Source organism: Bdellovibrio sp. HCB290, assembly GCF_047305925.1.
Classification (GTDB): domain Bacteria; phylum Bdellovibrionota; class Bdellovibrionia; order Bdellovibrionales; family Bdellovibrionaceae; genus Bdellovibrio.
Genome location: NZ_CP178620.1, coordinates 1,656,346 through 1,677,423 on the forward strand (window position 1 = coordinate 1,656,346; position 21,078 = coordinate 1,677,423).

Annotated in this window: 20 protein-coding genes; 17 read left to right on the plus strand and 3 right to left on the minus strand. The window is 40.2% G+C overall.

Translation table 11 applies throughout. The features are described 5' to 3' along the window. Positions 1-18: 18 nt before the first annotated feature. The 14 genes from glf to ACLVWU_RS08175 all read left to right on the plus strand — a co-directional run bounded on the left by glf (position 19) and on the right by ACLVWU_RS08175 (position 14,393). On the plus strand, positions 19-1,170 hold the full coding sequence (gene glf, locus ACLVWU_RS08110; protein WP_413578487.1) for a UDP-galactopyranose mutase: 1,152 nt from the start codon (positions 19-21) through the stop codon (positions 1,168-1,170). Position 1,171: 1 nt separating this feature from the next. Next, positions 1,172-1,867: a glycosyltransferase family 2 protein gene (locus ACLVWU_RS08115; RefSeq protein ID WP_413578488.1), complete on the plus strand. Its 696-nt coding sequence runs from the start codon at positions 1,172-1,174 to the stop codon at positions 1,865-1,867. 146 nt (positions 1,868-2,013) lie between these two features. Beyond that, the gene (locus ACLVWU_RS08120) at positions 2,014-3,318 is read left to right on the plus strand and encodes a hypothetical protein (RefSeq protein WP_413578489.1); all 1,305 of its coding nucleotides are present in this window, start codon (positions 2,014-2,016) and stop codon (positions 3,316-3,318) included. 129 nt (positions 3,319-3,447) lie between these two features. Then, positions 3,448-4,716 (plus strand): O-antigen ligase family protein, encoded by a 1,269-nt coding sequence (locus ACLVWU_RS08125; protein WP_413578490.1) that lies wholly within the window; start codon positions 3,448-3,450, stop codon positions 4,714-4,716. A gap of 58 nt (positions 4,717-4,774) precedes the next feature. Continuing rightward, positions 4,775-5,839 (plus strand): dTDP-glucose 4,6-dehydratase, encoded by a 1,065-nt coding sequence (gene rfbB, locus ACLVWU_RS08130; RefSeq protein WP_413578491.1) that lies wholly within the window; start codon positions 4,775-4,777, stop codon positions 5,837-5,839. Next, positions 5,839-6,711, plus strand: coding sequence for a glucose-1-phosphate thymidylyltransferase RfbA (gene rfbA / locus ACLVWU_RS08135; protein ID WP_413578492.1), 873 nt, complete (start codon positions 5,839-5,841; stop codon positions 6,709-6,711). Before rfbB ends, rfbA begins: the two co-directional genes overlap by 1 nt. Further along, complete coding sequence (gene rfbC, locus ACLVWU_RS08140; protein WP_413578493.1) at positions 6,712-7,257, plus strand: dTDP-4-dehydrorhamnose 3,5-epimerase; 546 nt, start codon at positions 6,712-6,714, stop codon at positions 7,255-7,257. Next, the gene (gene rfbD / locus ACLVWU_RS08145) at positions 7,254-8,156 is read left to right on the plus strand and encodes a dTDP-4-dehydrorhamnose reductase (RefSeq protein WP_413578494.1); all 903 of its coding nucleotides are present in this window, start codon (positions 7,254-7,256) and stop codon (positions 8,154-8,156) included. The genes rfbC and rfbD overlap by 4 nt, the downstream gene beginning before the upstream one ends. 78 nt (positions 8,157-8,234) lie before the next feature. Beyond that, positions 8,235-9,314: a GDP-mannose 4,6-dehydratase gene (gene gmd, locus ACLVWU_RS08150; RefSeq protein ID WP_413578495.1), complete on the plus strand. Its 1,080-nt coding sequence runs from the start codon at positions 8,235-8,237 to the stop codon at positions 9,312-9,314. Further along, positions 9,311-10,231, plus strand: coding sequence for a GDP-L-fucose synthase family protein (locus ACLVWU_RS08155; RefSeq protein WP_413578496.1), 921 nt, complete (start codon positions 9,311-9,313; stop codon positions 10,229-10,231). The genes gmd and ACLVWU_RS08155 overlap by 4 nt, the downstream gene beginning before the upstream one ends. Positions 10,232-10,239: 8 nt before the next feature. After that, positions 10,240-11,412 (plus strand): DegT/DnrJ/EryC1/StrS family aminotransferase, encoded by a 1,173-nt coding sequence (locus tag ACLVWU_RS08160; protein ID WP_413578497.1) that lies wholly within the window; start codon positions 10,240-10,242, stop codon positions 11,410-11,412. 9 nt (positions 11,413-11,421) lie between these two features. Then, complete coding sequence (locus tag ACLVWU_RS08165; protein WP_413578498.1) at positions 11,422-12,714, plus strand: lipopolysaccharide biosynthesis protein; 1,293 nt, start codon at positions 11,422-11,424, stop codon at positions 12,712-12,714. Between the two features lie 9 nt (positions 12,715-12,723). Further along, positions 12,724-13,617: an alpha-1,2-fucosyltransferase gene (locus tag ACLVWU_RS08170; RefSeq protein WP_413578499.1), complete on the plus strand. Its 894-nt coding sequence runs from the start codon at positions 12,724-12,726 to the stop codon at positions 13,615-13,617. After that, on the plus strand, positions 13,617-14,393 hold the full coding sequence (locus ACLVWU_RS08175) for a glycosyltransferase family 2 protein (RefSeq protein ID WP_413578500.1): 777 nt from the start codon (positions 13,617-13,619) through the stop codon (positions 14,391-14,393). Before ACLVWU_RS08170 ends, ACLVWU_RS08175 begins: the two co-directional genes overlap by 1 nt. Here ACLVWU_RS08175 and ACLVWU_RS08180 read toward each other — a convergent pair. Both ACLVWU_RS08180 and ACLVWU_RS08185 read right to left on the minus strand, forming a co-directional pair. Beyond that, on the minus strand, positions 14,390-15,184 hold the full coding sequence (locus tag ACLVWU_RS08180) for a glycosyltransferase (RefSeq protein WP_413578501.1): 795 nt from the start codon (positions 15,182-15,184) through the stop codon (positions 14,390-14,392). The two genes, ACLVWU_RS08175 and ACLVWU_RS08180, sit on opposite strands and share 4 nt — an antisense overlap. Next, a complete protein-coding gene (locus tag ACLVWU_RS08185; RefSeq protein WP_413578502.1) occupies positions 15,181-16,257 on the minus strand; it encodes a glycosyltransferase family 4 protein in 1,077 nt (358 codons plus the stop codon). The genes ACLVWU_RS08180 and ACLVWU_RS08185 overlap by 4 nt, the downstream gene beginning before the upstream one ends. A 152-nt stretch (positions 16,258-16,409) precedes the next feature. On the opposite strand from ACLVWU_RS08185, the gene ACLVWU_RS08190 reads away from it, so the two are divergent. From ACLVWU_RS08190 to ACLVWU_RS08200, 3 genes are all read left to right on the plus strand, one after another. Continuing rightward, positions 16,410-17,303 (plus strand): glycosyltransferase, encoded by an 894-nt coding sequence (locus ACLVWU_RS08190; RefSeq protein ID WP_413578503.1) that lies wholly within the window; start codon positions 16,410-16,412, stop codon positions 17,301-17,303. A gap of 61 nt (positions 17,304-17,364) precedes the next feature. Further along, on the plus strand, positions 17,365-18,336 hold the full coding sequence (locus ACLVWU_RS08195) for a glycosyltransferase family 2 protein (protein ID WP_413578504.1): 972 nt from the start codon (positions 17,365-17,367) through the stop codon (positions 18,334-18,336). Then, on the plus strand, positions 18,299-19,006 hold the full coding sequence (locus tag ACLVWU_RS08200) for an FkbM family methyltransferase (protein ID WP_413578505.1): 708 nt from the start codon (positions 18,299-18,301) through the stop codon (positions 19,004-19,006). Before ACLVWU_RS08195 ends, ACLVWU_RS08200 begins: the two co-directional genes overlap by 38 nt. A gap of 639 nt (positions 19,007-19,645) precedes the next feature. Here the strand turns inward: ACLVWU_RS08200 and ACLVWU_RS08205 are convergent. Then, positions 19,646-21,064: an ArnT family glycosyltransferase gene (locus tag ACLVWU_RS08205; protein ID WP_413578506.1), complete on the minus strand. Its 1,419-nt coding sequence runs from the start codon at positions 21,062-21,064 to the stop codon at positions 19,646-19,648. Between the last annotated feature and the right edge of the window lie 14 nt (positions 21,065-21,078).

Consider the following 21,078-nt stretch of genomic DNA (forward strand, 5'->3'; position numbering starts at 1 on the left):
TTTTAAAAGGTGAGCACTATGGATTTTAATGGATTGAAGTATCTGATTGTAGGAAGTGGTTTTTACGGCGCCGTGATTGCCGAAAGAATTGCCAATGAACTAAAAGAAAAAGTTCTGGTTATTGATCGTCGTGATCATATCGGTGGGAATTCCTATTCCTATGCTGATGCCGAAACGAATGCGGAAATCCATAAATACGGTTCGCACATCTTCCATACATCAAACGAAGAGGTTTGGGCCTATATCAATCGTTTCACGACGTTTAATTCCTATCAGCACCGTGTGCTGACAAAATACGAAAATAAAACGTACTCAATGCCGATCAATTTGATGACGATTAATTCCTATTACGGGAAGAACCTAAATCCAGTCGAGGGCGAGGCGTTCATCAAATCAGAAATCGAACGCGACCACATCGAAAACCCACAAAACCTGGAAGAAAAAGCCATCAGTTTGATCGGCCGCCCACTCTATGAAGCCTTCATTAAGGGCTATACCAAGAAGCAATGGGAAACTGATCTAACGAAGCTTCCTGCGAATATCATCACTCGTTTACCAGTGCGTTTTAGCTATAACGACCGTTACTTCAACGACAAATACGAAGGACTTCCTGTCGATGGCTACGGCAAGATCTTCGAAAAAATGCTGGATCACGAGTTGATCACGACGAAACTTGGTGTGGATTTCTTCGATATCCAAAAACAAATCCCTAAGGATTGCTTGGTCATCTACACAGGTCCAATTGATAAGTACTTCAACTATCAGTTTGGGTCATTGGGGTGGAGAACTACAGATTTCGAACAGCAGACTGTGGACACTAAAGACTTCCAAGGAACGTCAGTAATGAATTACGCGGGTGAGGACGTGCCTTACACACGTATCCACGAATTTAAGCATTTCCATCCAGAGCGTAAGCAATCTGATACTAAGACGGTTATTTTTAAAGAATACTCTCGTTTCGCCAAAGAGAACGACGTTCCTTACTATCCGATCAATACTGACAAGGACAAGGAGATCTTCGCGCAGTACAAAGCACTTGCGAAGGATGAAAAGAATGTTATCTTTGGTGGTCGTTTAGGGAACTACGTGTATGTTGATATGCATCAAGCAATCGCAATGGCGTTAAACACCTTTGATTCAAAAATTAAGAACGGTCAGTGGAGACAGTAAAATGAGCAAGGATCTTTCGGTTGTAATGCCGGTTTATAATGAAGAAGAATGTATTTCTCAAGTTGTTGAGAAATGGGTTGTTGCTTTAGATAAATTGAATATCTCTTACGATATCAACGTTTATAACGATGGTTCGAAAGATCAAACCCTGGCGGCTTTAAATTCCGCAGCACAAAAGTTCCCGACTTTGAAAGTGAACGACAAAAAGAACAGCGGCCATGGTCCGACGATTCTTTTGGGATACAAAAACTCCACAAACTACCAATGGATCTTTCAAATCGACTCAGACGACGAGTTGGGACCTGAAAAATTCGCTGAATTGTGGGCAGACCGCGCTAACTACGACTTCCTAATCGGTCAACGCGACGGTCGTTTCAGCCCACTGCCACGTAAAATCATCAGCTTGATTTCACGCTGGGTTGTATGGGTATTTTACGGAACGGGCGTGTGGGACGTGAACTCTCCATACCGTTTGATGCGTGCCGAAAAGTTCAAACCTGTATATAACGAGATCCCTGCGGACACTTTTGCTCCAAACGTGATCATCACTGGTATGGCTTGTAAAAAGAAAATGCGCATCAAAGAGATCCAAGTTCCGTACAAGGATCGCCAGACTGGCGAAGTTTCCATTAAAAAATGGAAACTTTTTAAAGCTGCGGTGAAGTCATTTAGACAAACGATTAAAGCTGCATTCTAATTAAGTTAAATTCAATTCTGATTGCGGTGCCTTGGTAGATCTTAACATTGTGTGAGGCATATTTAGGCACTGTATTGAGCGGGGTTTCAGGGTTGGCTCCCGCTGTAATCAGTATGATCACCATTATTTGAATCATTGGACCGATAATGAAAAGAATAGTTCAATATATTCCCTATATTTTACTTTCAATCATTGCCCTCTTTTTTATCAGAAATCTTGGTAACCCTCTGCAGGGTATGCATTTTGTTCGCCAGTCAGATACTTTGATGACAGGCGTAATATACTGTTACGAGTCGGCTCCATTTCTTGAGCCAAGAATCGCATTTCGTGGTGCCCTGCCAAAGGGTGTTGTTAGGGGAGAGTTTCCTCTTTTTAGCTATATCGTCAGTTTGCCGTGTAAGGCGACAGGTGTTTGGAGCTATGTCTTTCCAAAGATTCTGGCTTATTCCTGTTTTTTGATCGCATTGTTGTTCTGGGTTCGGATGCTGTTTCCAGACAACAAGGAAAAGCAAAAGATTTTTGCAACTTTAAGTGTGGCGATATCGGCAATCGTGACTTACATGTTGATACCGATACCAGATGCCATGGTGTTTTTGTTCTTTTCAGGATCAGCCGCATTATTCAGGGTTAAAAGCGAACGCTCTTGGCTCAAAGTGCTTTTAAATTTAATGGGGTTTACATTGATCTCAGTTGGCTTTGCTATGAGGCCGTATTTTATATTCCTCATTCCCTACTTATTTTTGATCACAAAAGACCGTCGATTTATTTACAGTTTACTGCCTTCTGCTGGAATCTATTTCTGGTGGTATAAGACGATGGTTCCAACAAGTGACATTCTCAATTACTATTATACGGGTATGCCGACGCTTGAGCATATGTTCAGCGATTTTTTGCCGTCCCTAGCAAGTGGCGTATTTCCTTTTTTACGTGATCAGTTTGAAATTTTTGGTCTGATTTTTCTTTTCTATGGGATTCGAAAAAACAAAATAGTAGCCATATACGGCCTGGTGGTTCTGTTAGTTATGTATTTTTTGAGGGGTAGTCACTTGAGTGCTCATCAATACTACATTGTTTCAGCAACTCTGATTGGCCTGCATTTGATGACGGAAGGCGCAATTCAAATAAGTAAAAGTAAACGGGCATTGATATTAACGCTGATGATTTTGGTGTTGATTGCATCAGATCAGCATCATTGGCACAAGCCAAACGTCAATTTTGAAGCGGTTAGAAGGGATGCAGAGCAAAACAGTCGATTTGAAAATCGAATTTGCATGAAGAATTTTGGCCTGTCTGCTGGATTTTACTACGCTTTGAGGACCGGTTGGGCTGACTCCTGGAGTGGATTTATAGTCGATACTTTCCCAAGAATTGAAATGGCGGATTCTTCGGTGGAGTATAAGTGCCCCAAAGGGGCTTATATAATGGATCAGAACAACTATCTAACTAACTGATCATTTGTCCGCAATCTTATTACGTGCTGCGTTTGCGGGAATTAGATTCGCGGCGCAGCAGTTGAACAGCTTTATTTGAAATTCCTGAAAGGTCATCTATAGTTGACGCATTCGAGAGTGAGCTTGTTCATGGAATATTCGCAGCCCAAATGGCCTATTGAATCTGAATCTAAAATTTCACGGAATATCTGGCTGTCTTTGTGGGCGCTTTTCGCCGTTTCCATGTTTGTTTCAAAAAGTGGAATTTCAATTTTCGGAACGATCCTACTTTTGTGGTCTCTGTTTAAGATTAATTGGAAAGCGACGATTCGGCAGAACTACTGGTTCGCGGTTTTGTTGAGTATTTATCCGTTGGCGATTTTGGTAAGCTTGCTTTCCATTGCAGGGTTAGATGCTGCTCTTAAGGTTGCACGCGAATGGGCTTGGCCTCTATACATCATTCCTTTCTCTTTGTTGTTCCAGGATAAAAAAGGAATCAAAGTTTTTAGTTGGGGTTCGGCGATAGGTTTGATCGCGGCTTTTATTAAGGCGATTGTTCTGTTTGGATCTGATTGGCATTGGGCACTAGGTTCACAAACACGTGTGGCTAGCTTTTGGGATATCTCGCGTTGGGGATATTTCCTTTCTTGTTCCTCTGTGGTGTTGTTTGCACTGATAGGTCACTCCGTAACTTGGAGTAAAATGAATAGGCTCCAGAAAGTCGCGCTACCGCTTCTACTGGTGTGTTCTTTGGTTTTCTTGGTTCTTTCCAATACCCGCGGTCCTTGGCTCGCGACATTCCTGGGACTAGCGGCTTTGGGTGTTTCGGGAAAACGCTATTTTAAAATGCTTTGTGCCTTTGCTGTTTTTGTCGTGTTGTCATTGGTGGTGACCCCTGGAGTGTTGGATCGTCTGGAAAGCTCCTTCAGCGCAAAAACTGAAAATGGTGTTGTAACCTCAAAAGACGCCTCAAATGCGGGCCGCCTTCATATGTGGCAGGTGAATTTGGAAATGGCCCAAGAGAACCTGTTCTTCGGCACTGGGTTCGAGTCTGTTGAAAAACCACTTCGTGAATTCATCGAGAAAAAGGGTACAGAATACCGGAATCGTTATGTCTTTTCTGAGTTCAGTTTCCGTGACCAACACAGCAGCTATTTGCAGATTCTGGTTCAGTTGGGAATTGTCTTTTTTGTCTTCTTCTGGGGAGTCGTTGGGATATTGGTTCTGCTATCTTTTCGAGCATTTTTTAAAAGTCAGGATGTTTGGGTAAAAACGGCCTTTGCGTTGACTGTCACACAGCTATTTATGTTTATTTTCTATTCATCGATTTCCAGCTTCGAGGGGTTGTGGTTTTACCCGACGCTTCTAGTTTTATCTGCGGCGGTTATGCAGCATAAGGCCAAGCTGAATATCGCTTGAGTCATAGAATTGTTTGGATAGAATTTCAGTTTTCGATTTAGTTAGGCAAGGAAAGTATATGATTTTTGTAACAGGCGGCGCGGGTTTTATCGGCTCCAACTTCATTCTTAACTGGCTGGATAAGCATAAAGAGCCAGTAGTAAATATCGATAAACTGACTTATGCCGGAAATTTGGAAAATCTTAAGAGTGTTGAATGCAATCCGAACTATATTTTTGCAAAGGTCGATTTGTTGGATCAAACCGCTTTGGCTGAACTTGTTGGTAAATATAAGCCAAGAGCTATCTTGAACTTTGCAGCAGAAAGCCATGTTGACCGTTCCATCCACGGTCCTGGCGACTTCATTCAAACTAATATCGTTGGTACGTTTAATCTTTTGGAAGTTACGCGTGCTTATTGGGGTACTTTGCCAGAGGCAGAAAAGAAGTCTTTCCGTTTCTTGCACGTATCAACTGATGAAGTATACGGAAGCCTTGAGATGAACGATCCTGCGTTCAGCGAAACTACTCCGTATGCTCCGAATAGTCCTTATTCCGCATCCAAGGCTGCCAGTGACCATTTGGTCCGTGCTTATCACCATACATACGGTTTACCGACAGTGACTACAAACTGTTCTAACAACTATGGTCCATATCAGTTCCCAGAGAAATTGATTCCAATCGTGATTCATAACGCCCTTAAAGGGAAGGATCTGCCAATTTATGGTGACGGTTCTAATATCCGTGATTGGTTGTATGTAGTTGATCACTGTGAGGCGATCGAACTTGCTTTAGACAAAGGTCGTTTGGGCGAGACCTACAACGTAGGTGGCTGGAACGAAAAAAAGAACATCGAAGTGGTCGATACCATTTGTGGAACGTTGGATAAATTGCGCCCCCGATCAGATGGCAAAAGCTATCTGACTCAAAAAGTATTTGTGAAAGACCGACCAGGTCACGACAAGCGCTATGCGATTGATGCGACAAAAATTGAAAAAGAGCTTGGCTGGAAGCCAAAAGAAAACTTCGAAACTGGCCTAGCAAAGACGATCAAGTGGTACCTGGATAACGAAACTTGGGTTTCCAATGTCGTATCTGGCAACTACCGTGAATGGCTTGATAAAAACTACGAGGGACGTAAGTAATGAAGGGCATTATTCTTGCCGGTGGTTCTGGCACACGCTTGTATCCTGCAACAACGGTCGTTAGTAAACAGCTTTTGCCTATTTATGATAAGCCAATGATCTATTATCCGCTGACGACTTTGATGCTGGCAGGGATCAAAGATATCCTGATTATTTCCACTCCGATGGATACCCCACGCTTCGAGCAGCTGTTGGGAAATGGTTCCCAATGGGGAATTAACATTTCCTATGCAGTTCAACCTTCTCCAGACGGACTTGCACAAGCATTCATCATTGGAGAAAAGTTCATCAATGGTTCTGAGTGTGCTTTGGTTCTTGGCGACAATATTTTCTACGGCCAGGGTTTCAGCAAAATGCTTAAAGAGGCTGCGGAATTGAAGAGCGGGGCAAGCGTATTTGCGTATAAGGTTATGGATCCGGAACGCTACGGCGTGGTCGAGTTCGATGCTCAAGGCAAAGCCAAAACAATCGAAGAAAAGCCCGCACAGCCAAAATCTAATTACGCCGTTACCGGTTTGTATTTCTACGATAAGCATGTTGTGGAATATGCGAAGAGCTTGAAGCCTTCTAAACGTGGCGAGCTTGAAATCACAGATCTGAATCGAATCTACCTTGAAAAGGGCAATTTGAATGTCCATACCATGGGTCGTGGGTTTGCCTGGTTGGATACTGGAACTCATGAGAGCTTGCTTGAGGCGAGTATGTTTATTCAAACAATTGAAACTCGTCAGGGTGTGAAGGTAGCTTCTCCGGAAGAAGTTGCTTTTAGGATGGGAACAATCTCAAATGAGCAGCTATTGCAACTTGCAGAACCTTTGAAAAAAAATCGTTATGGGCAATATCTGATTCAATTGGCTATAGAGGGTATATAAGTGAAAGTGACTGAAACTTCGCTAAATGACTGCTACCTTATTGAGCCAACAGTTTTCGGGGATTCCCGCGGCTTTTTCATGGAAAGCTTTAATCAAAAAAGATTCAATGAGTTAACCAATACTAATTTTTCTTTCGTCCAGGATAATCATTCTCGTTCCGGCAAGGGTGTTCTGAGAGGATTACATTATCAAATAAAAAATTCTCAAGGTAAGCTTGTTCGTGTTACTCGGGGTGAAGTTTTTGACGTAGCTGTTGACTTGAGGAAATCGTCTCCAACTTTTGGAAAATGGTTTGGCTGTATATTGAGTGAAACAAATAAATTTCAACTTTGGGTGCCTCCGGGATTTGCGCATGGTTTTGTCGTGCTATCAGAATCGGCTGAGTTTTTATATAAGGCTTCAGACTATTACGCTCCTGAATTTGAGCGCTGTATATCCTGGAACGACTCCACATTGAAAATTGACTGGCCTTTGTCTTTTGAACCTGTTCTTTCCGAAAAAGATAAGAAAGGTACGGAGTTCAAGTCGGCAGAGGTTTATGAATGAAGAAGATTTTGATCTTTGGAAAAAATGGGCAGGTCGCATGGGAGCTTCAACGCTCCTGTGCTGTTTTGGGAGAAATCAGAGCTTGCGCCAGTGACGAGGTGAATTTAGAAGACAATTCACAAGTTGCAGAGGTTATTCGTTCCTATAAGCCTGATTACATTATCAATGCAGCTGCCTATACAGCTGTAGATAAAGCTGAGACGGACGAGGAACGCGCCACCCAAATTAATGGTACAGCCGTGGGGGTCATGGCCGACGAAGCCAAAAGATCCGGCGCTCGTTTCATTCATTATTCGACTGACTATGTTTTCGATGGACAAAAAGAAGGTGCTTATACTGAAAAGGACGTTCCGAATCCCTTGAATGCTTATGGTCGCTCGAAACTAAAAGGTGAGCAGTTAATTCAAGAAATTGGCGGCGAATATTTAAATTTGAGAGTTTCTTGGGTCTATTCTAACTATGGTAGCAATTTCTATAATACGATGAAGCGTCTCGCGACCGAAAAACAAGAATTAAGTATTGTAAATGATCAGTGGGGTGCTCCTACTTGGTCTCGGAATATTGCTGATCTCACAGCCCAAATATGTACACGAGACTTCGGAATAGCGGAAAGCGGTATTTTTCATTTAGCCCCGAAAGGTGAGACAACTTGGTTTGGTTTTGCCTCGGAAATCTTCAGCATCATGAAGAGGAGAAGCATTGGAAGACCAATTATTGTTAAGAATATAAAACCAATTTTATCAAGCGATTACGCTTCAAAGACGGTTCGGCCTCAGAATTCCCGGATGAACTGTGCTAAGCTTCAAGAGTGTTTTGGATTTAGTATGCCGAATTGGCAAGACTCACTTGAGGATGCGTATGATGAGTACTATCGCATTTTGGAAGTTTACGGATTGTGAAATTGGGTATGGGCAGTAAGATGCCCGGCAACGAAATTATGTTTGCTAAGTTATTAAATTTATAAGAATGGAACTTTTATGAAAAAAGCATTAATTACTGGAGTAACTGGGCAAGACGGTGCCTATTTGGCGGAACTACTTTTGAGCAAAGGTTACGAAGTTCACGGAATTAAACGTCGGACCTCTCTGTTTAATACCGATCGGATTGATCATTTATTTAAGGATCCACATATTCCGGGACAACACTTCTTTTTGCATCATGGTGACTTGACAGATTCATCTTCCCTTTTGCGTATTATTCAGCAGGTTCAACCAGATGAGATTTATAATCTAGCGGCCCAAAGTCACGTCGCGGTTTCATTTGAGGAACCTGAATACACGGCGAATAGTGATGCATTGGGAGCTCTGAGAATTTTGGAAGCAATCCGAATTTTGGATTTAACAAAAAAAACCCGTTTCTACCAGGCATCCACTTCCGAGTTGTACGGCCTCGTTCAGGAGATTCCTCAAAAAGAGACCACGCCATTTTATCCAAGAAGTCCTTATGCAGTCGCAAAACTTTATGCTTACTGGATTACAATTAACTATCGAGAGTCTTATGGAATATACGCTTGTAATGGGATCTTGTTTAACCACGAAAGTCCATTAAGAGGCGAAACTTTCGTAACTCGTAAGATCACCCGAGCATTGGCACGTATCAAACTTGGTACTCAAGATTGTCTATATCTCGGAAATATGGATGCAAAGCGCGACTGGGGGCATGCGAAAGATTACGTAGAAATGCAGTGGATGATGCTTCAACAAGAAGATCCTGAGGATTTTGTTATTGCTACAGGAGTGCAAAAAAGTGTCCGCGAGTTTGTGGAAATTGCCGCTGCCGAACTTGGTATGAAGATTTCCTGGCGCGGCCATGGAGTCGATGAAAAAGGCTATGACGAAAAAGGCCGTTGTATCGTTGCTGTGGATCCTAGATATTTCCGACCAGCCGAAGTTGAAACACTTTTAGGAGATGCTTCAAAAGCAAAAAATAAGCTGAACTGGACACCAAAAATTACCTTTGCAGAACTTGTTAAAGAAATGGTTCATGCTGATTATATCCAGGCAGAACTTGAAATTAAGCATGGCGGTTCAACTAAAGTTGTTAGGCTTGATCAGTGAAAATACTAATTACAGGGGCGACAGGCATGGTAGGTAAAAATCTTATCGAGCATCCTGTAATCGCTCAAAACGAAATATTGAAACCAACCCGCTCAGAAATGGATTTAAGTTCAAAGGAACAGGTTGAGACTTATTTGGATACCCATCGTCCTGATTTTGTGATTCATGCGGCTGGAAGAGTTGGCGGTATTCAAGCGAATATTAAAAATCCAGTGGCTTTTCTGGTCGATAACGTTGATATCAATCGAAATCTTATAGGTGCTTGCTATAAACTGGGAATTAAGAAGATGATCAATTTAGGTACGTCCTGTATGTACCCACGAAATGCTCCAAATCCATTATCCGAAGGAATGGTACTCCAAGGGGAGCTTGAGCCCACCAATGAGGGGTATGCAATTGCCAAGATCATGGCTCAACGGTTGTGCCATTACATAATGAAAGAAGATCAGAGCTTTCACTTTAAAACAATGATTCCCTGCAATCTCTACGGGCGCTACGACCATTTTGATCCTCAAAATTCCCATATGATACCTGCAGTTATTCGTAAAATTCACGAAGCTCTAGTCAATGGATGTGCAGAGGTTGAAATTTGGGGAAGTGGTGAGGCTCGAAGGGAGTTTATGTACGCTGGAGATCTGGCTGATTGTGTGTCTAAAGGTCTAGTCAATTTTGAAACCCTTCCAGGGGTAATGAACGTTGGATTGGGCGTCGACTATAGCGTCAATGAATACTACCAAGCAGTTGCTGAAGTCGTCGGTTATAAAGGTAAGTTTATCCATGACCTTTCTAAGCCAGTAGGGATGAAGCAAAAATTGGTTTCAACAAAGTTGGCGGAGAGTTGGGGTTGGAGAAGTAAAGTATCTCTTCACTCTGGTATTGAGAAGACTTTGTCTTATTACTTAAATTTGGGAAAATAGAGGTTTGTATGGAAATGTTTTATCCGCTTGCGACATCTAGTTGGGACAATCTTGAAGTTGAAGCTATTCATAAAGTAATTGCCACGGGCATGTACACAATGGGCAAGCATGTTGCTAAATATGAAGAAGAGTTTGCGAAATTTCTAGGTTCTAATCATTGCGTGATGGTTAGCTCAGGTTCAACAGCGAATCTTTTGATGGTAGCCGCACTTTTTTATAGAAAAGAAAATCCACTTAAGCGCGGTGATGAAGTGATTGTGCCTGCGGTATCCTGGAGCACAACTTATTTCCCATTGGCTCAATACGGACTGAAGCTTAAATTTGTAGATATCGATATAGAAACTTTGAACTACGATCTCAATGCTTTGCGAGATGCTGTGACCGACAATACACGAATGATAATGACGGTGAATTTATTGGGAAATCCTAACAATTTTACCGAAATTAAAAATATTATTGGTGAACGAAAGATTGAGTTGGTTGAAGACAATTGCGAATCTTTGGGAGCTACCTTTGAAGGTAAACAAACTGGTACCTTTGGCTCAATGGGAACTTATAGCAGCTTTTTTAGTCATCACATCTCCACGATGGAAGGTGGAATTGTCACTACTGATGATGAGGAATTGTATCATATTTTATTGTGTTTGCGAGCTCATGGATGGACTAGAAATCTTCCTAAAATAAATAAAGTTACAGGCATTAAAAGCGATAACGCTTTCGAGGAGTCCTTTAAATTCGTGCTGCCTGGGTACAATGTCCGGCCGCTTGAGATGAGTGGAGCCATTGGCCTAGAGCAAATTAAGAAGTTACAGAATTTTGTAGATGTTAGACGCGAAAATGCTTTTGTTTTCCAAGAACTATTTAGCAATCATCCAGATCTATACATTCAAAAAGAAATTGGAAAAAGTAGCTGGTTTGGTTTTAGCTTTGTGATTAGACCTGAATCAACAGTTAAACGAATAAGTTTGATCGAACACTTGACGAAAGCTGGAGTTGAATGTCGTCCAATTGTCGCAGGTAATTTTGCGAAAAATGAGGCATTAAAATGGTTCGATTTTGAAATTCATGGTGGTCTTCCGAATGCAGAGAGAATTGATCAACATGGTTTCTTCGTTGGAAATCATCAGGTTCCCATGAAGGCTCAAATAGAACGTCTTCGTGCTGAATTTGATAAAGGTTAGTTCTTACTCATGCGTCGGAATTTGTACTATATTGCTTTTACCATAGTTTTTTCGGGTGCAATTTTTTTTAGTAACTTTTATCTTTCTAAAAAATTGACGGTCGAGGAGTATGGTCTTTTTGGGTTGATCGTGGGTGCAGTCGGCTTATTAGTTCCCGTTGTTATGTTAGGACAAGCAACGGCAATAACAACTGTGATTTTTTCTCAGGAAAAAAAAGGCGATAAGAATATTTCACAAGAGCTGAAATCGTCCTTATTAATTATGGTAATCGCTGGATCGATTGTTTTTACTTTTTTATTAGCGATGAGGTTTTTTAAAATTGACCTGAAATTGCACTATGAAATGGCATTTGTGGTTGCCGCCTTGAGTATTTCCGAGGCCTTTCGTTCATTTGCAATTAGCGTGGCAAATGCTTTTGATTTATATCGAGTGCAACTTATTGCCGCGATTTGTTTCTTTTTAATCCTGATCTGTTTTGTTATAGGGCAACCCACAGTACAAAGCTACCTTCTTGGAATGTTATCGGCGGGAATAATTGCGACAGGACTATTACTTCTATTTTCAAAGAATTATCTAGCGCGTTACAAAGACCGCTCAAAGTATATATTCAGAAAAAAAGAGTTATTGGTGCTCGGATGGGTAGCAATACCTGGAATGCTTATCACCTATTTTAATGTTTATATGGATAGGTATATCGTAAATTACTATTTCAGCCTCACTGAAGTTGGGTATTATACGCTTGCTGCAACTCTTGGATTAGGTTGTGGCAATGTACTTATAACATCTCTCTTACGTGCAACAACTGTCCAAATATTTGGTGCTCTTCAGGAAGAGGAGTCTGCCAAATACATGAAAATATTCAGAAACGCTGAGTACTTATTAGCAACGATTGCTATGATTTCGCTTCTCGGACAGCTTACAGTTGGACCAAGTCTGCTTCGGAAACTATTTGATGGAAAGTATGATTTAGCAATTCCGTATATGGTCCCTCTTTTTTTAACCACGCTAATGAGCGGAATGGTCCAATTAACGGGCTGTGGCCTTGTTCAGAGAAAAAAACTATATATTGCTGTAATTCTAAATGCCATCGGCGTGGTAATAAATTTTTGCTTTAGTGTTATATTGGGAAAGTTCTTCGGTATTGCAGGTATATTATCTGCCTTGAGCATAGCAGGATTTTTTCATATTGTTTTAACAGTTATTTTCTCGCGGAAGTATTTTCCTTGGATGAGAATGCCTGTTAGATTTTTGTCGATTGTTATCGGGTGTTTTAGTGTTTCACTTTTTTGGAGTTATGTGTAGGAAAAAGATATGATTGTTGTTAATCTCTCCGGTGGACTTGGTAATCAAATGTTTCAATATGCGACAGCTGTGACATTGGCATCTCAACACAATATTGAATGCGGATTTGACGGAAGTTATTTTGAACAAAAGTTAAAACATGTAACATCATGGGAATTTCAGCTGAGTCTTTTCAATACTAAAATAAGAAAGTTGAGCAAGTCGGATTTGACCTCGATGTTTCCTTTATTGAGGTATAACATTATTTTTAGAGTTTTTAGGAAAGTTAGTTTAAGGCTTAAATTATCAAAAACCTATTTCTTTGAGAAAAGCTTTAGATACGATCCCAGTTTATCATCACTAACACCTCCTTGTTATCTAGATGGATACTTTCAGTCGTATAAGTATTTTGAAAGCAATCGTGAAACAATTTTGCGACATTTCAAGCCAGTCGAAAGGCCCAATAAATCTAATCTTGATGTAATAAGTAAGATGCAAAGTTGTAACTCGGTAGCAGTTCATTTTCGTCGAGGAGATTATATTAAAAGTTCAGTTGCAGCTGCAACTCATGGTGCCAGTTCACTCGATTATTATGCGTCAGCCACGTCTCTGATAAAATCTAAAGTAGGCGAGTGCCATTTTTTTATATTTTCCGATGATATTGAGTGGGTGAAAGAGAACTTCGAATTTCCAGGTAATGCTACTTTCGTGAATCACAACGTCGGTGAAAATAGCTATTGGGATTTGATTCTAATTAGCAAATGCCGTCACTGTATTATCGCTAATAGCACTTTTAGTTGGTGGGGAGCATGGCTCAATGAGAATGTTGGTAAAATAGTAATTGCTCCTGAAAAATGGTTTTCTAATCCAGAACTTAACGAGCAAACTGTCGATCTGATGCCGGCCAGTTGGGTGCGGATTTAATGAGCGCTCTTCCAAAAATTTCTGTAATAATTCCCTTTTATAATCGCATTGACGCTACCATTCGAGCAATCGAATCAGCTCGTAGGCAGACTTTTCGAAATATTGAAATAATTATCGTTGATGATGGAAGTACTGCAGATGTTTTTGCAGTAGTTGATTTGATTAATGATGATGAAAGATGTAAGTATATTCGTATAACCAATGGCGGGCCGGCCAAGGCACGTAATGTAGGACTCGATATATCAAAAGGAGAGTACATTGCTTTTCTAGATTCTGACGATGAATGGATTGATAGTAAGCTATTTATCCAGTTTGAAAAGATGCAAAAAAATGGCTGGTTGTTTTCGCATACGAGTTATTTTTTCAGAGGACTTTCATCTAATGCATCACGAACCATAGAATGTGGGCGATGGACCTATTTCTATCCTTTAATACCTTTTCATTGTCATATTGCGACTCCATCTGTAGTCATCCATCGCAGCGTGGTTGGCGAACTTAGATTTATGGAGTGTCTTAGAGTCGCAGAAGATACGATTTTCTATTCGAAGATTTCTAAAAGGACTCCGCTACACGGAATTAACATTCCGCTATGTACGATTTATGATCATGTTGAGCGAACAGCCGCAAGCTATCAGAAAAAGTTAGTCGCCTTTGAAAATCTATATATGTATGGATTTGAAAACGAATTTCTGCGTTTTCTTTACTATATGTTTATTTCCTTTCGGAAAATAATATTTAAATTTATAAATCGGTCGAAGCGCAATAAACAACTTTAGATTGATATTTTTCGAAGCCTTAATCCGAAGCCCCATTTTGTATAAAATTTCCATGCCGACTTAATATGTATCGTTAGCAGATTGAATCGCTTGTGGCTCGCTCTTTCCCAGTTATGAAAGATTTTTACGTGAGGTATAACAATACTTTTTCCAGCATTGAATGATCTTAACGAGATGTCGTAATCTTCAAAATAGAGGAAAAAGGCTTCGTCGAATCCCCCTAAATCTTTATAGTGGTTAGATCTAAAAAGCATAAAGCAGCCGCTAACCAGTGGAACCTCGATGGGTTGCTCAGGAAGTGGGAAAAATGGATTTTCTATTTCTTTGGAAAGCGCGATACACTTAAACTTTCGTCCCAAAAGAATTCTCAAATACCTCCAGATGGTTGGTGCTGGCTTGTGGACCGCGTGGGGTTTTCCGTCAAGGCCAAAAATGCTCGCAGATGCCAAACCATATCTAGGGTGCTCTTGCATATAATTTAGTAACATGCCCATCGACATTTCAGGGATCTCGAGATCCGGATTAAGAATTGCAAAGAAATCGCAGTTACCTTTTATATAATTAAAAACGGAATTGTGTCCTTTTCCATAACCTACATTCGCAAGCGATTTTATATATGTTACCTTTCGACCGAAAACTTTCAATTTTTCACTTGTCTTATCAATTGGAGAGTTATCCCAAACTACTATTTGTGATTCAGGACAAGAAGTTAAAAATGTACGGATAGTAGCTTCTAGCAGAACCCAGGAAGGGTTAAAAATAACTACGGATCCGACTACCGAATTAATCATTTGGTATGTTCCTTCAGTGAACTCAATTTTCGTCTAAGTAAGATGATGGCTATATTAATGAGAGAAACTATAAGAAACAACACGGCTAATAGTTCCATTGATCGCAACTCTTTGAGTGTTAGTGAGACTGCAATTAAGGTAATAGCCAGTAAGTAAAGTGTCAGAGTTGTTTTCGTCGGTGAATAATTTAGGTCGATTAACATGTGATGAATATGATTTCGATCGGCCTTAAGAGGGTTTTTTAGTTTTATAATTCTTTGAAAGAAGACGCGACTCATGTCAAATAGGGGAATCATCACTGCGGCGACGGCGACCCCAGGTGCGGCTTTGATGTAATACGGAGACTGCTCTACGCCAGGCAGTCGATTGTTTTCAATAAATTTAATTACTAATATGGACATGATAAAACCAATCATCATAGATCCAGTATCACCCATAAAAATTTTCGCACGACGGAAGTTAAAAAGAAGAAATCCAAGCAGCGCTCCGCCAAGTGAAAAAGATAGAATACTTAATGCTGTGGCGTTTGTTTGTGCAAACCAAGTACCGAAAAAAAACGCCGCAATCAACCCAAGTCCAGAAGCCAGACCGTCGATGCCGTCGATTAGATTGAATGCGTTGATCAAGGCCACGATGAGAATGAATGTAAGACAAATACCCGCTAAGGGAGAAATTTCAGTAATTCCTAACATTCCCCAAAGATTAGTTAATCGCATGGTGCCAAAGACTGTCAGTAGAGCTGCGCTGGCAAATTGTATCAGCAATTTTTTAAAAGCTGACAAATTAAGGATGTCATCTTTAATTCCAGCGAAAAAAAGAAGCAGGAAGGCCGGAATCATAAATTTAATATCATAATTAGCCCCAATATAATCAACCATTGCGGAAAATGAAATAATAGTTCCCGCAAATATGGCGACACCACCTAATGTTGGGGTTCTATGTGAGTGAAATTTCCTATCTGAATCGGGTTCGTCCATGAGATGTTTGGCGTCTGCGACTCTGATAATAATGGGAATAGCAAATGCAGTAATGACAAACGAAATTAGAAACGGCCAAAAAGTGATTAGGAACATACTTGAAATTTTAAGTACAATTCAGAGTGAGTTCAATAAAAATACCCTTTTAGAGATCGCTTAGGTGGTTGCTTGACGCGTTACGGATATAATCCAGGATATTGAACTAGAATCAAAATAACTCTATCTTACTGCTTGCTAGGAATATAGGAATGAGTGTTCGAACAGCCCGATTTCACAATATAGCTTACGAACGGAGTGTACGACCTCAGGTCACGTTGTGTTTAGCTTTTTACAACAACACAGAATTTTTCAACAAAGTATTCGCTTCGATAGAAGTTCAAAAATTTCGTAATTTTGAATTGATTATTTGCGACGATGGGTCCGGTAAGGAGGCTGTTAGTACAATACGAGCTGAGTATGAACACTCGGCTGTATCCGTAGTGCATCTTTGGCATGAGGACAGAGGTTTTTATAAGAATGAAATGCTTAATCGGGCAATCCTGCAAGCTCGAGGAGAATATCTGGTATTTGTTGATGGAGATTGTATTTTACATCCTGAGTTTCTGAAAGATCATTGGAATAATCGACGTGAAGGACATACTCTTGCGGGACGTCGTGTTGAGCTCACTCCGCGGATATCAAGTTTTATTAAAGCTAAACATATTAGGTCGGGGTTCTTACACAAGAATTGGTGGTGGCTATTTATTGCTTTGATCTGGATGAAAGACAATAATGCTCTAAAGGGTTTTCGCATAACCTCTTTCTTGTTGTATAAAATTCTTAACAGAAAAGTCCGCAGCCTTGTTGGATGTAATTTTTCAGTTTCCAAAACAGATTTGTATAAAGTGAACGGTTTCGATATGACTTATACAAAACCTGGTACTGGAGAAGATTCAGACGTCGACTATAGACTCTCAGGTGTCGGTGTGACGCCCATTTCCTTGTGCTATCAGGGGATTCAATATCATCTGTATCACAAAGCTCAGGCCCGGTCTTCTATAAACGAGGAATTTTTTCGTGCAATTAGGCAATCCAAACAATTTATTACACGTAATGGATTAAGCGAGTTGTTACAAAAGCAAACCCCTAATTCTGATAAGTAGTTTTGGATCGAGAAGTAAAGTGAAAGATTTTGAAAAAAAAGAGCTGAGAAAGACATAATTGATGAAGAACCAACAATCTCCTCTGGTTTCTGTTCTAATTCCCGTATTTAATTGTCAGGACTACATCAAAGAAACCATTCAAAGTGTTTTAGAGCAGACATACACAAATCTGGAAGTGCTAATTATAAATGACTGTTCTAGTGATGACACCGAAATTATTATTAACAAATTCAATGATCCAAGAATTCGGTATTTTAGGAATGAATCAAATTTGAAATTAATTAAGACCTTGAATAAGGGGGTGTCGTACGCGACGGGAGAATATCTCGTTCGACTCGACGGTGATGATATTTGTCATCCTGATAGGATTAATAGACAGGTGGACTTTTTGTTGGGTAATCTCGATATTGCTTTAGTGGGAACCGATGCTTGGATTATTGACGAGAAAAATCGAATAATAAAAAGTACCATAATGTTGCCTAATACACCGGCTTGGACATCTTTTAGGTTGACGAGAAATTCTTCTTTGTTTCATCCCTCGATTATGGTCAGGTTAGATATTTTAAAATCCCTAGGTGGGTACGATGAAGCTTATCCGCACGCAGAAGACTATGCGTTGTGGTTGAAAATGGTTTCAGCGGGTTTTACAATCACTAATCTTCCAGATCGGTTGATTTACTATAGAATTCATTCAAAATCTGTTTCGTCGATTTACAAAAAGCAACAATATGAAAGTTCGATTAAAGCGCTAAGAGATTTTGATTGTTTTGGTAAATTCGGTGATCGTTATGTTTTTGCTAAAAACCTTGATGATGCATGGTATTCATTGCGGGCTTTTGTTTTAGAGCCTCGAAAGGAATTGTTTTTATATTTTGTAAGGCTTGTCTTTTCTTTTAAACAAAATAGGTTTAAAATTTTACTGGGGATTTTTAAGGAAGTTTTTCAGTATAGCATAATTAGGACTTTCTTGAAGCTCTTTCCTCTAAAAGTTAAAAATGGCAAAATACACCTCAGCATTGGGTATCATGAATAAACAGAATATTTTTTTTAGAATTGCAAAAAAAGCTCGCCGTCTAGTTTATCAAACTGAATTTGAGAAAACAGCAAAGCAATGGTTTGTTGATAACGGGGACCTTACGCATAGATTAAACTATCCAGAATTGAATAGTGAGTCTGTTGTTTTTGATGTCGGAGCTTATGTTGGTGATTTTGCAGAAGATATTGTTGCGAAGTACTCTTGCTCGGTACACGCTTTTGAACCAGCGAAAAAGTACTATGATGGTTTAAGTCGTCGGTTTGCTGGTTCAACGCGGGTCAAATGTTGGAATTTTGGATTAGGTGATAAGAACGAAACGATCAAACTCAGTATTCTGGATGATGCGTCGACGACTTTCACGGCAAAAAAATCTAGCGTTTACTGTGAAACGATTGAGGTTGTTGATATTCTAGAGTTTATAAAAAAAGAAAACATTACCCATATCGACTTAATGAAAATTAATATCGAGGGGGGCGAGTATGCGTTGTTGAATCGATTATTAGAAGACCCGATAGTGGGTAAAATTAATAATATTCAGGTTCAATTTCATAATTTCGTGGATAATGCTGAACAAAGAATGATGGAAATTCAGGCAATGTTGTCCAAATCACACGAGCTGACATATCAATATAAGTTCATCTGGGAAAACTGGCGATTGCGTCCGTGACCGGAACCCAATTTTCGTACTAGTAATAATGCAAATAGACGCCTTTCAATTATTATAGGAATTCGGTGATAAAGTTTTTGGAGCCGATGACTGATATTTCAACGGGCTGTGTGGTCTAGCCGTAGGCGGTGCTGGTACCATCTTTCGATCAGGATCTTTGTTTTCAGCAAATATTAAAGTATTTCTCCGTTCAAAATTTCATCTCTGAGTTTTTTTATTAAAAGATTCGCAGTATCTATTTTATCAGAGCTGCTTGTTTGATATTACAAAGGTTTAAATTTAAGATGCTCGAACCACATGCGAAGCGTAGATGTTATAATCTCTGATCTGTTTAGAATGCCGCGGTGAAATGACGACTATTTGCGGGAGGACGATTTTTTCACCAGATGACTCCAGAAGTTAGATCTGATTTTAGAAATGAGGAGTATCTTTTGAGCTGAAGAAGGTCTACTTCGAACGTGGCCTGTGATGATGGACCTAAAGATCAAGTAGTCATTGCTAGGGTCTCAATATCAGCCCGACTTTAGTCACAATCTAAAAGCTGCTTTGTATCAGTGGGACTTAATTTACACTCAAAAGAAATCAGGCAAAACGCAGTTAAAAAAACTAGAGAAAATTTTTCCCTTAAAACTTTGCACATTACTTAGTGAGTAAATGGGCTTTTTCTTTAACTTGGATCTCGCTTCCACTTTCATTTGCAGACACTATCAAAATAGACTGACCTGCAGAAACTTGAGCTCGACGATCCGCGACCTCCCAATAAATAGGATTCACACTATACCACCGCAAATTCCAATACATCTGCTCCTGCCAAGGACTCTTAGGATCAATGACAACAACCTTGCTAGGCTCCTTGCTTAAAATCTTCCCAACCCGCTGAGTCTCGGCCCAAATGTCCTTCTTGTTGTAAGGCGTAGTCCAGAAGTAAAGCGCGCCTCCGCAGCCTGCTATGAAAACGACCATCACCAGCGCTTTGGCCCACTGCAGTGATTTGGTGCGCAGTTGATCGTTCCAAGAGGTCCACAGGTAAACCAGTCCCTGAGCAAGCCCAATAGAGCCGAAGATGTAAATACCAGTGTAGTGCTGCGACGAATCCTTCTTGATCAAAGAAAAAGCACAAACAGTCATTAACAGATAAACCCAATAGTAAATCCAAACTTTCGGCAATGACTTGTGCTTCTTAAAGTAAAAGGAATGAATTACGGCAGTAGGGATCAACCAAACTCCATACATTTCAATCAATGATTTAATGAAAGCGAAATCGATAACAGAAGACGAAAAGTTCTGCTTCGCAAAGAAACGATTCGCAAATTGGTACTGATAATACCCCTCAAACCAATGAATATTGAAATAGCGATCCCAGGCAAACCACAGTGCAAACACCGTTAGAACTCCGCCCAATACTAATATACTCTTCAAAAGATCTTTGAAAAAATCACGAAGGCTTTCTTGCAAAGAATTGCCAATCAATGGCAATAAAAGCAGAGCCGCCAAATGAGACAGCATCTCGGTCCCTTTGGTCATAAACGCCAAGCCTAAAACAATTCCTGCCCAGTAGTGGTTCTTATATTTGATCAAGACAAAAGCAGCCGCTAAAGCTAAAAACTGTACCATCGGATCTAAAGAGGGCTGACGAGTTTGGAGTTCATATCCTCCAGTCAATACCAATAGGAAAATAGAAATCAGTCCTGACCAAAAAATGAAACTCTGCTTGTTGTCGTTTTCGCGGGTCGTGAAATCGGGATAAGACGCCTTCGCCATCTTAAACATCAAGAAAAACGTAAATCCCGCCATCAAGAAATTAGGCAATTTTACTGTCAGATCCGAAATGCCAAAAACCTTTGTGATCAAAGAAGCATAATAGAAAAATAACCAGGGATGGTCGAAGAATGGAGCGCCGGTCGCGCGATATAAAGTAAGACCGGGATCCAAAGTGGTCTGCTTAATGATAAGAGCATAAAACGCTCCATCCCCATGAATTGGGCACCAGAAAACCTGATGAGTGATCACCAAAAACGCGATACCAATGATGATCCAAAACCACTTTGTATATTTCATGAAAGATGCGGGCC

Excerpts from the sequence above, each read along its gene's own strand:
- rfbD (WP_413578494.1), top strand. The coding sequence starts at position 7,254 with ATGAAGAAGATTTTGATCTTTGGAAAAAATGGGCAGGTCGCATGGGAG.
- ACLVWU_RS08120 (WP_413578489.1), top strand. The coding sequence starts at position 2,014 with ATGAAAAGAATAGTTCAATATATTCCCTATATTTTACTTTCAATCATT.
- ACLVWU_RS08200 (WP_413578505.1), top strand. The coding sequence starts at position 18,299 with ATGGCAAAATACACCTCAGCATTGGGTATCATGAATAAACAGAATATT.
- glf (WP_413578487.1), top strand. The coding sequence starts at position 19 with ATGGATTTTAATGGATTGAAGTATCTGATTGTAGGAAGTGGTTTTTAC.
- ACLVWU_RS08165 (WP_413578498.1), top strand. The coding sequence starts at position 11,422 with ATGCGTCGGAATTTGTACTATATTGCTTTTACCATAGTTTTTTCGGGT.
- ACLVWU_RS08190 (WP_413578503.1), top strand. The coding sequence starts at position 16,410 with ATGAGTGTTCGAACAGCCCGATTTCACAATATAGCTTACGAACGGAGT.
- ACLVWU_RS08125 (WP_413578490.1), top strand. The coding sequence starts at position 3,448 with ATGGAATATTCGCAGCCCAAATGGCCTATTGAATCTGAATCTAAAATT.
- ACLVWU_RS08170 (WP_413578499.1), top strand. The coding sequence starts at position 12,724 with ATGATTGTTGTTAATCTCTCCGGTGGACTTGGTAATCAAATGTTTCAA.
- ACLVWU_RS08160 (WP_413578497.1), top strand. The coding sequence starts at position 10,240 with ATGGAAATGTTTTATCCGCTTGCGACATCTAGTTGGGACAATCTTGAA.
- ACLVWU_RS08205 (WP_413578506.1), bottom strand. The coding sequence starts at position 21,064 with ATGAAATATACAAAGTGGTTTTGGATCATCATTGGTATCGCGTTTTTG.
- rfbA (WP_413578492.1), top strand. The coding sequence starts at position 5,839 with ATGAAGGGCATTATTCTTGCCGGTGGTTCTGGCACACGCTTGTATCCT.
- ACLVWU_RS08185 (WP_413578502.1), bottom strand. The coding sequence starts at position 16,257 with ATGTTCCTAATCACTTTTTGGCCGTTTCTAATTTCGTTTGTCATTACT.
- ACLVWU_RS08180 (WP_413578501.1), bottom strand. The coding sequence starts at position 15,184 with ATGATTAATTCGGTAGTCGGATCCGTAGTTATTTTTAACCCTTCCTGG.
- ACLVWU_RS08195 (WP_413578504.1), top strand. The coding sequence starts at position 17,365 with ATGAAGAACCAACAATCTCCTCTGGTTTCTGTTCTAATTCCCGTATTT.
- ACLVWU_RS08115 (WP_413578488.1), top strand. The coding sequence starts at position 1,172 with ATGAGCAAGGATCTTTCGGTTGTAATGCCGGTTTATAATGAAGAAGAA.
- ACLVWU_RS08175 (WP_413578500.1), top strand. The coding sequence starts at position 13,617 with ATGAGCGCTCTTCCAAAAATTTCTGTAATAATTCCCTTTTATAATCGC.
- gmd (WP_413578495.1), top strand. The coding sequence starts at position 8,235 with ATGAAAAAAGCATTAATTACTGGAGTAACTGGGCAAGACGGTGCCTAT.
- rfbB (WP_413578491.1), top strand. The coding sequence starts at position 4,775 with ATGATTTTTGTAACAGGCGGCGCGGGTTTTATCGGCTCCAACTTCATT.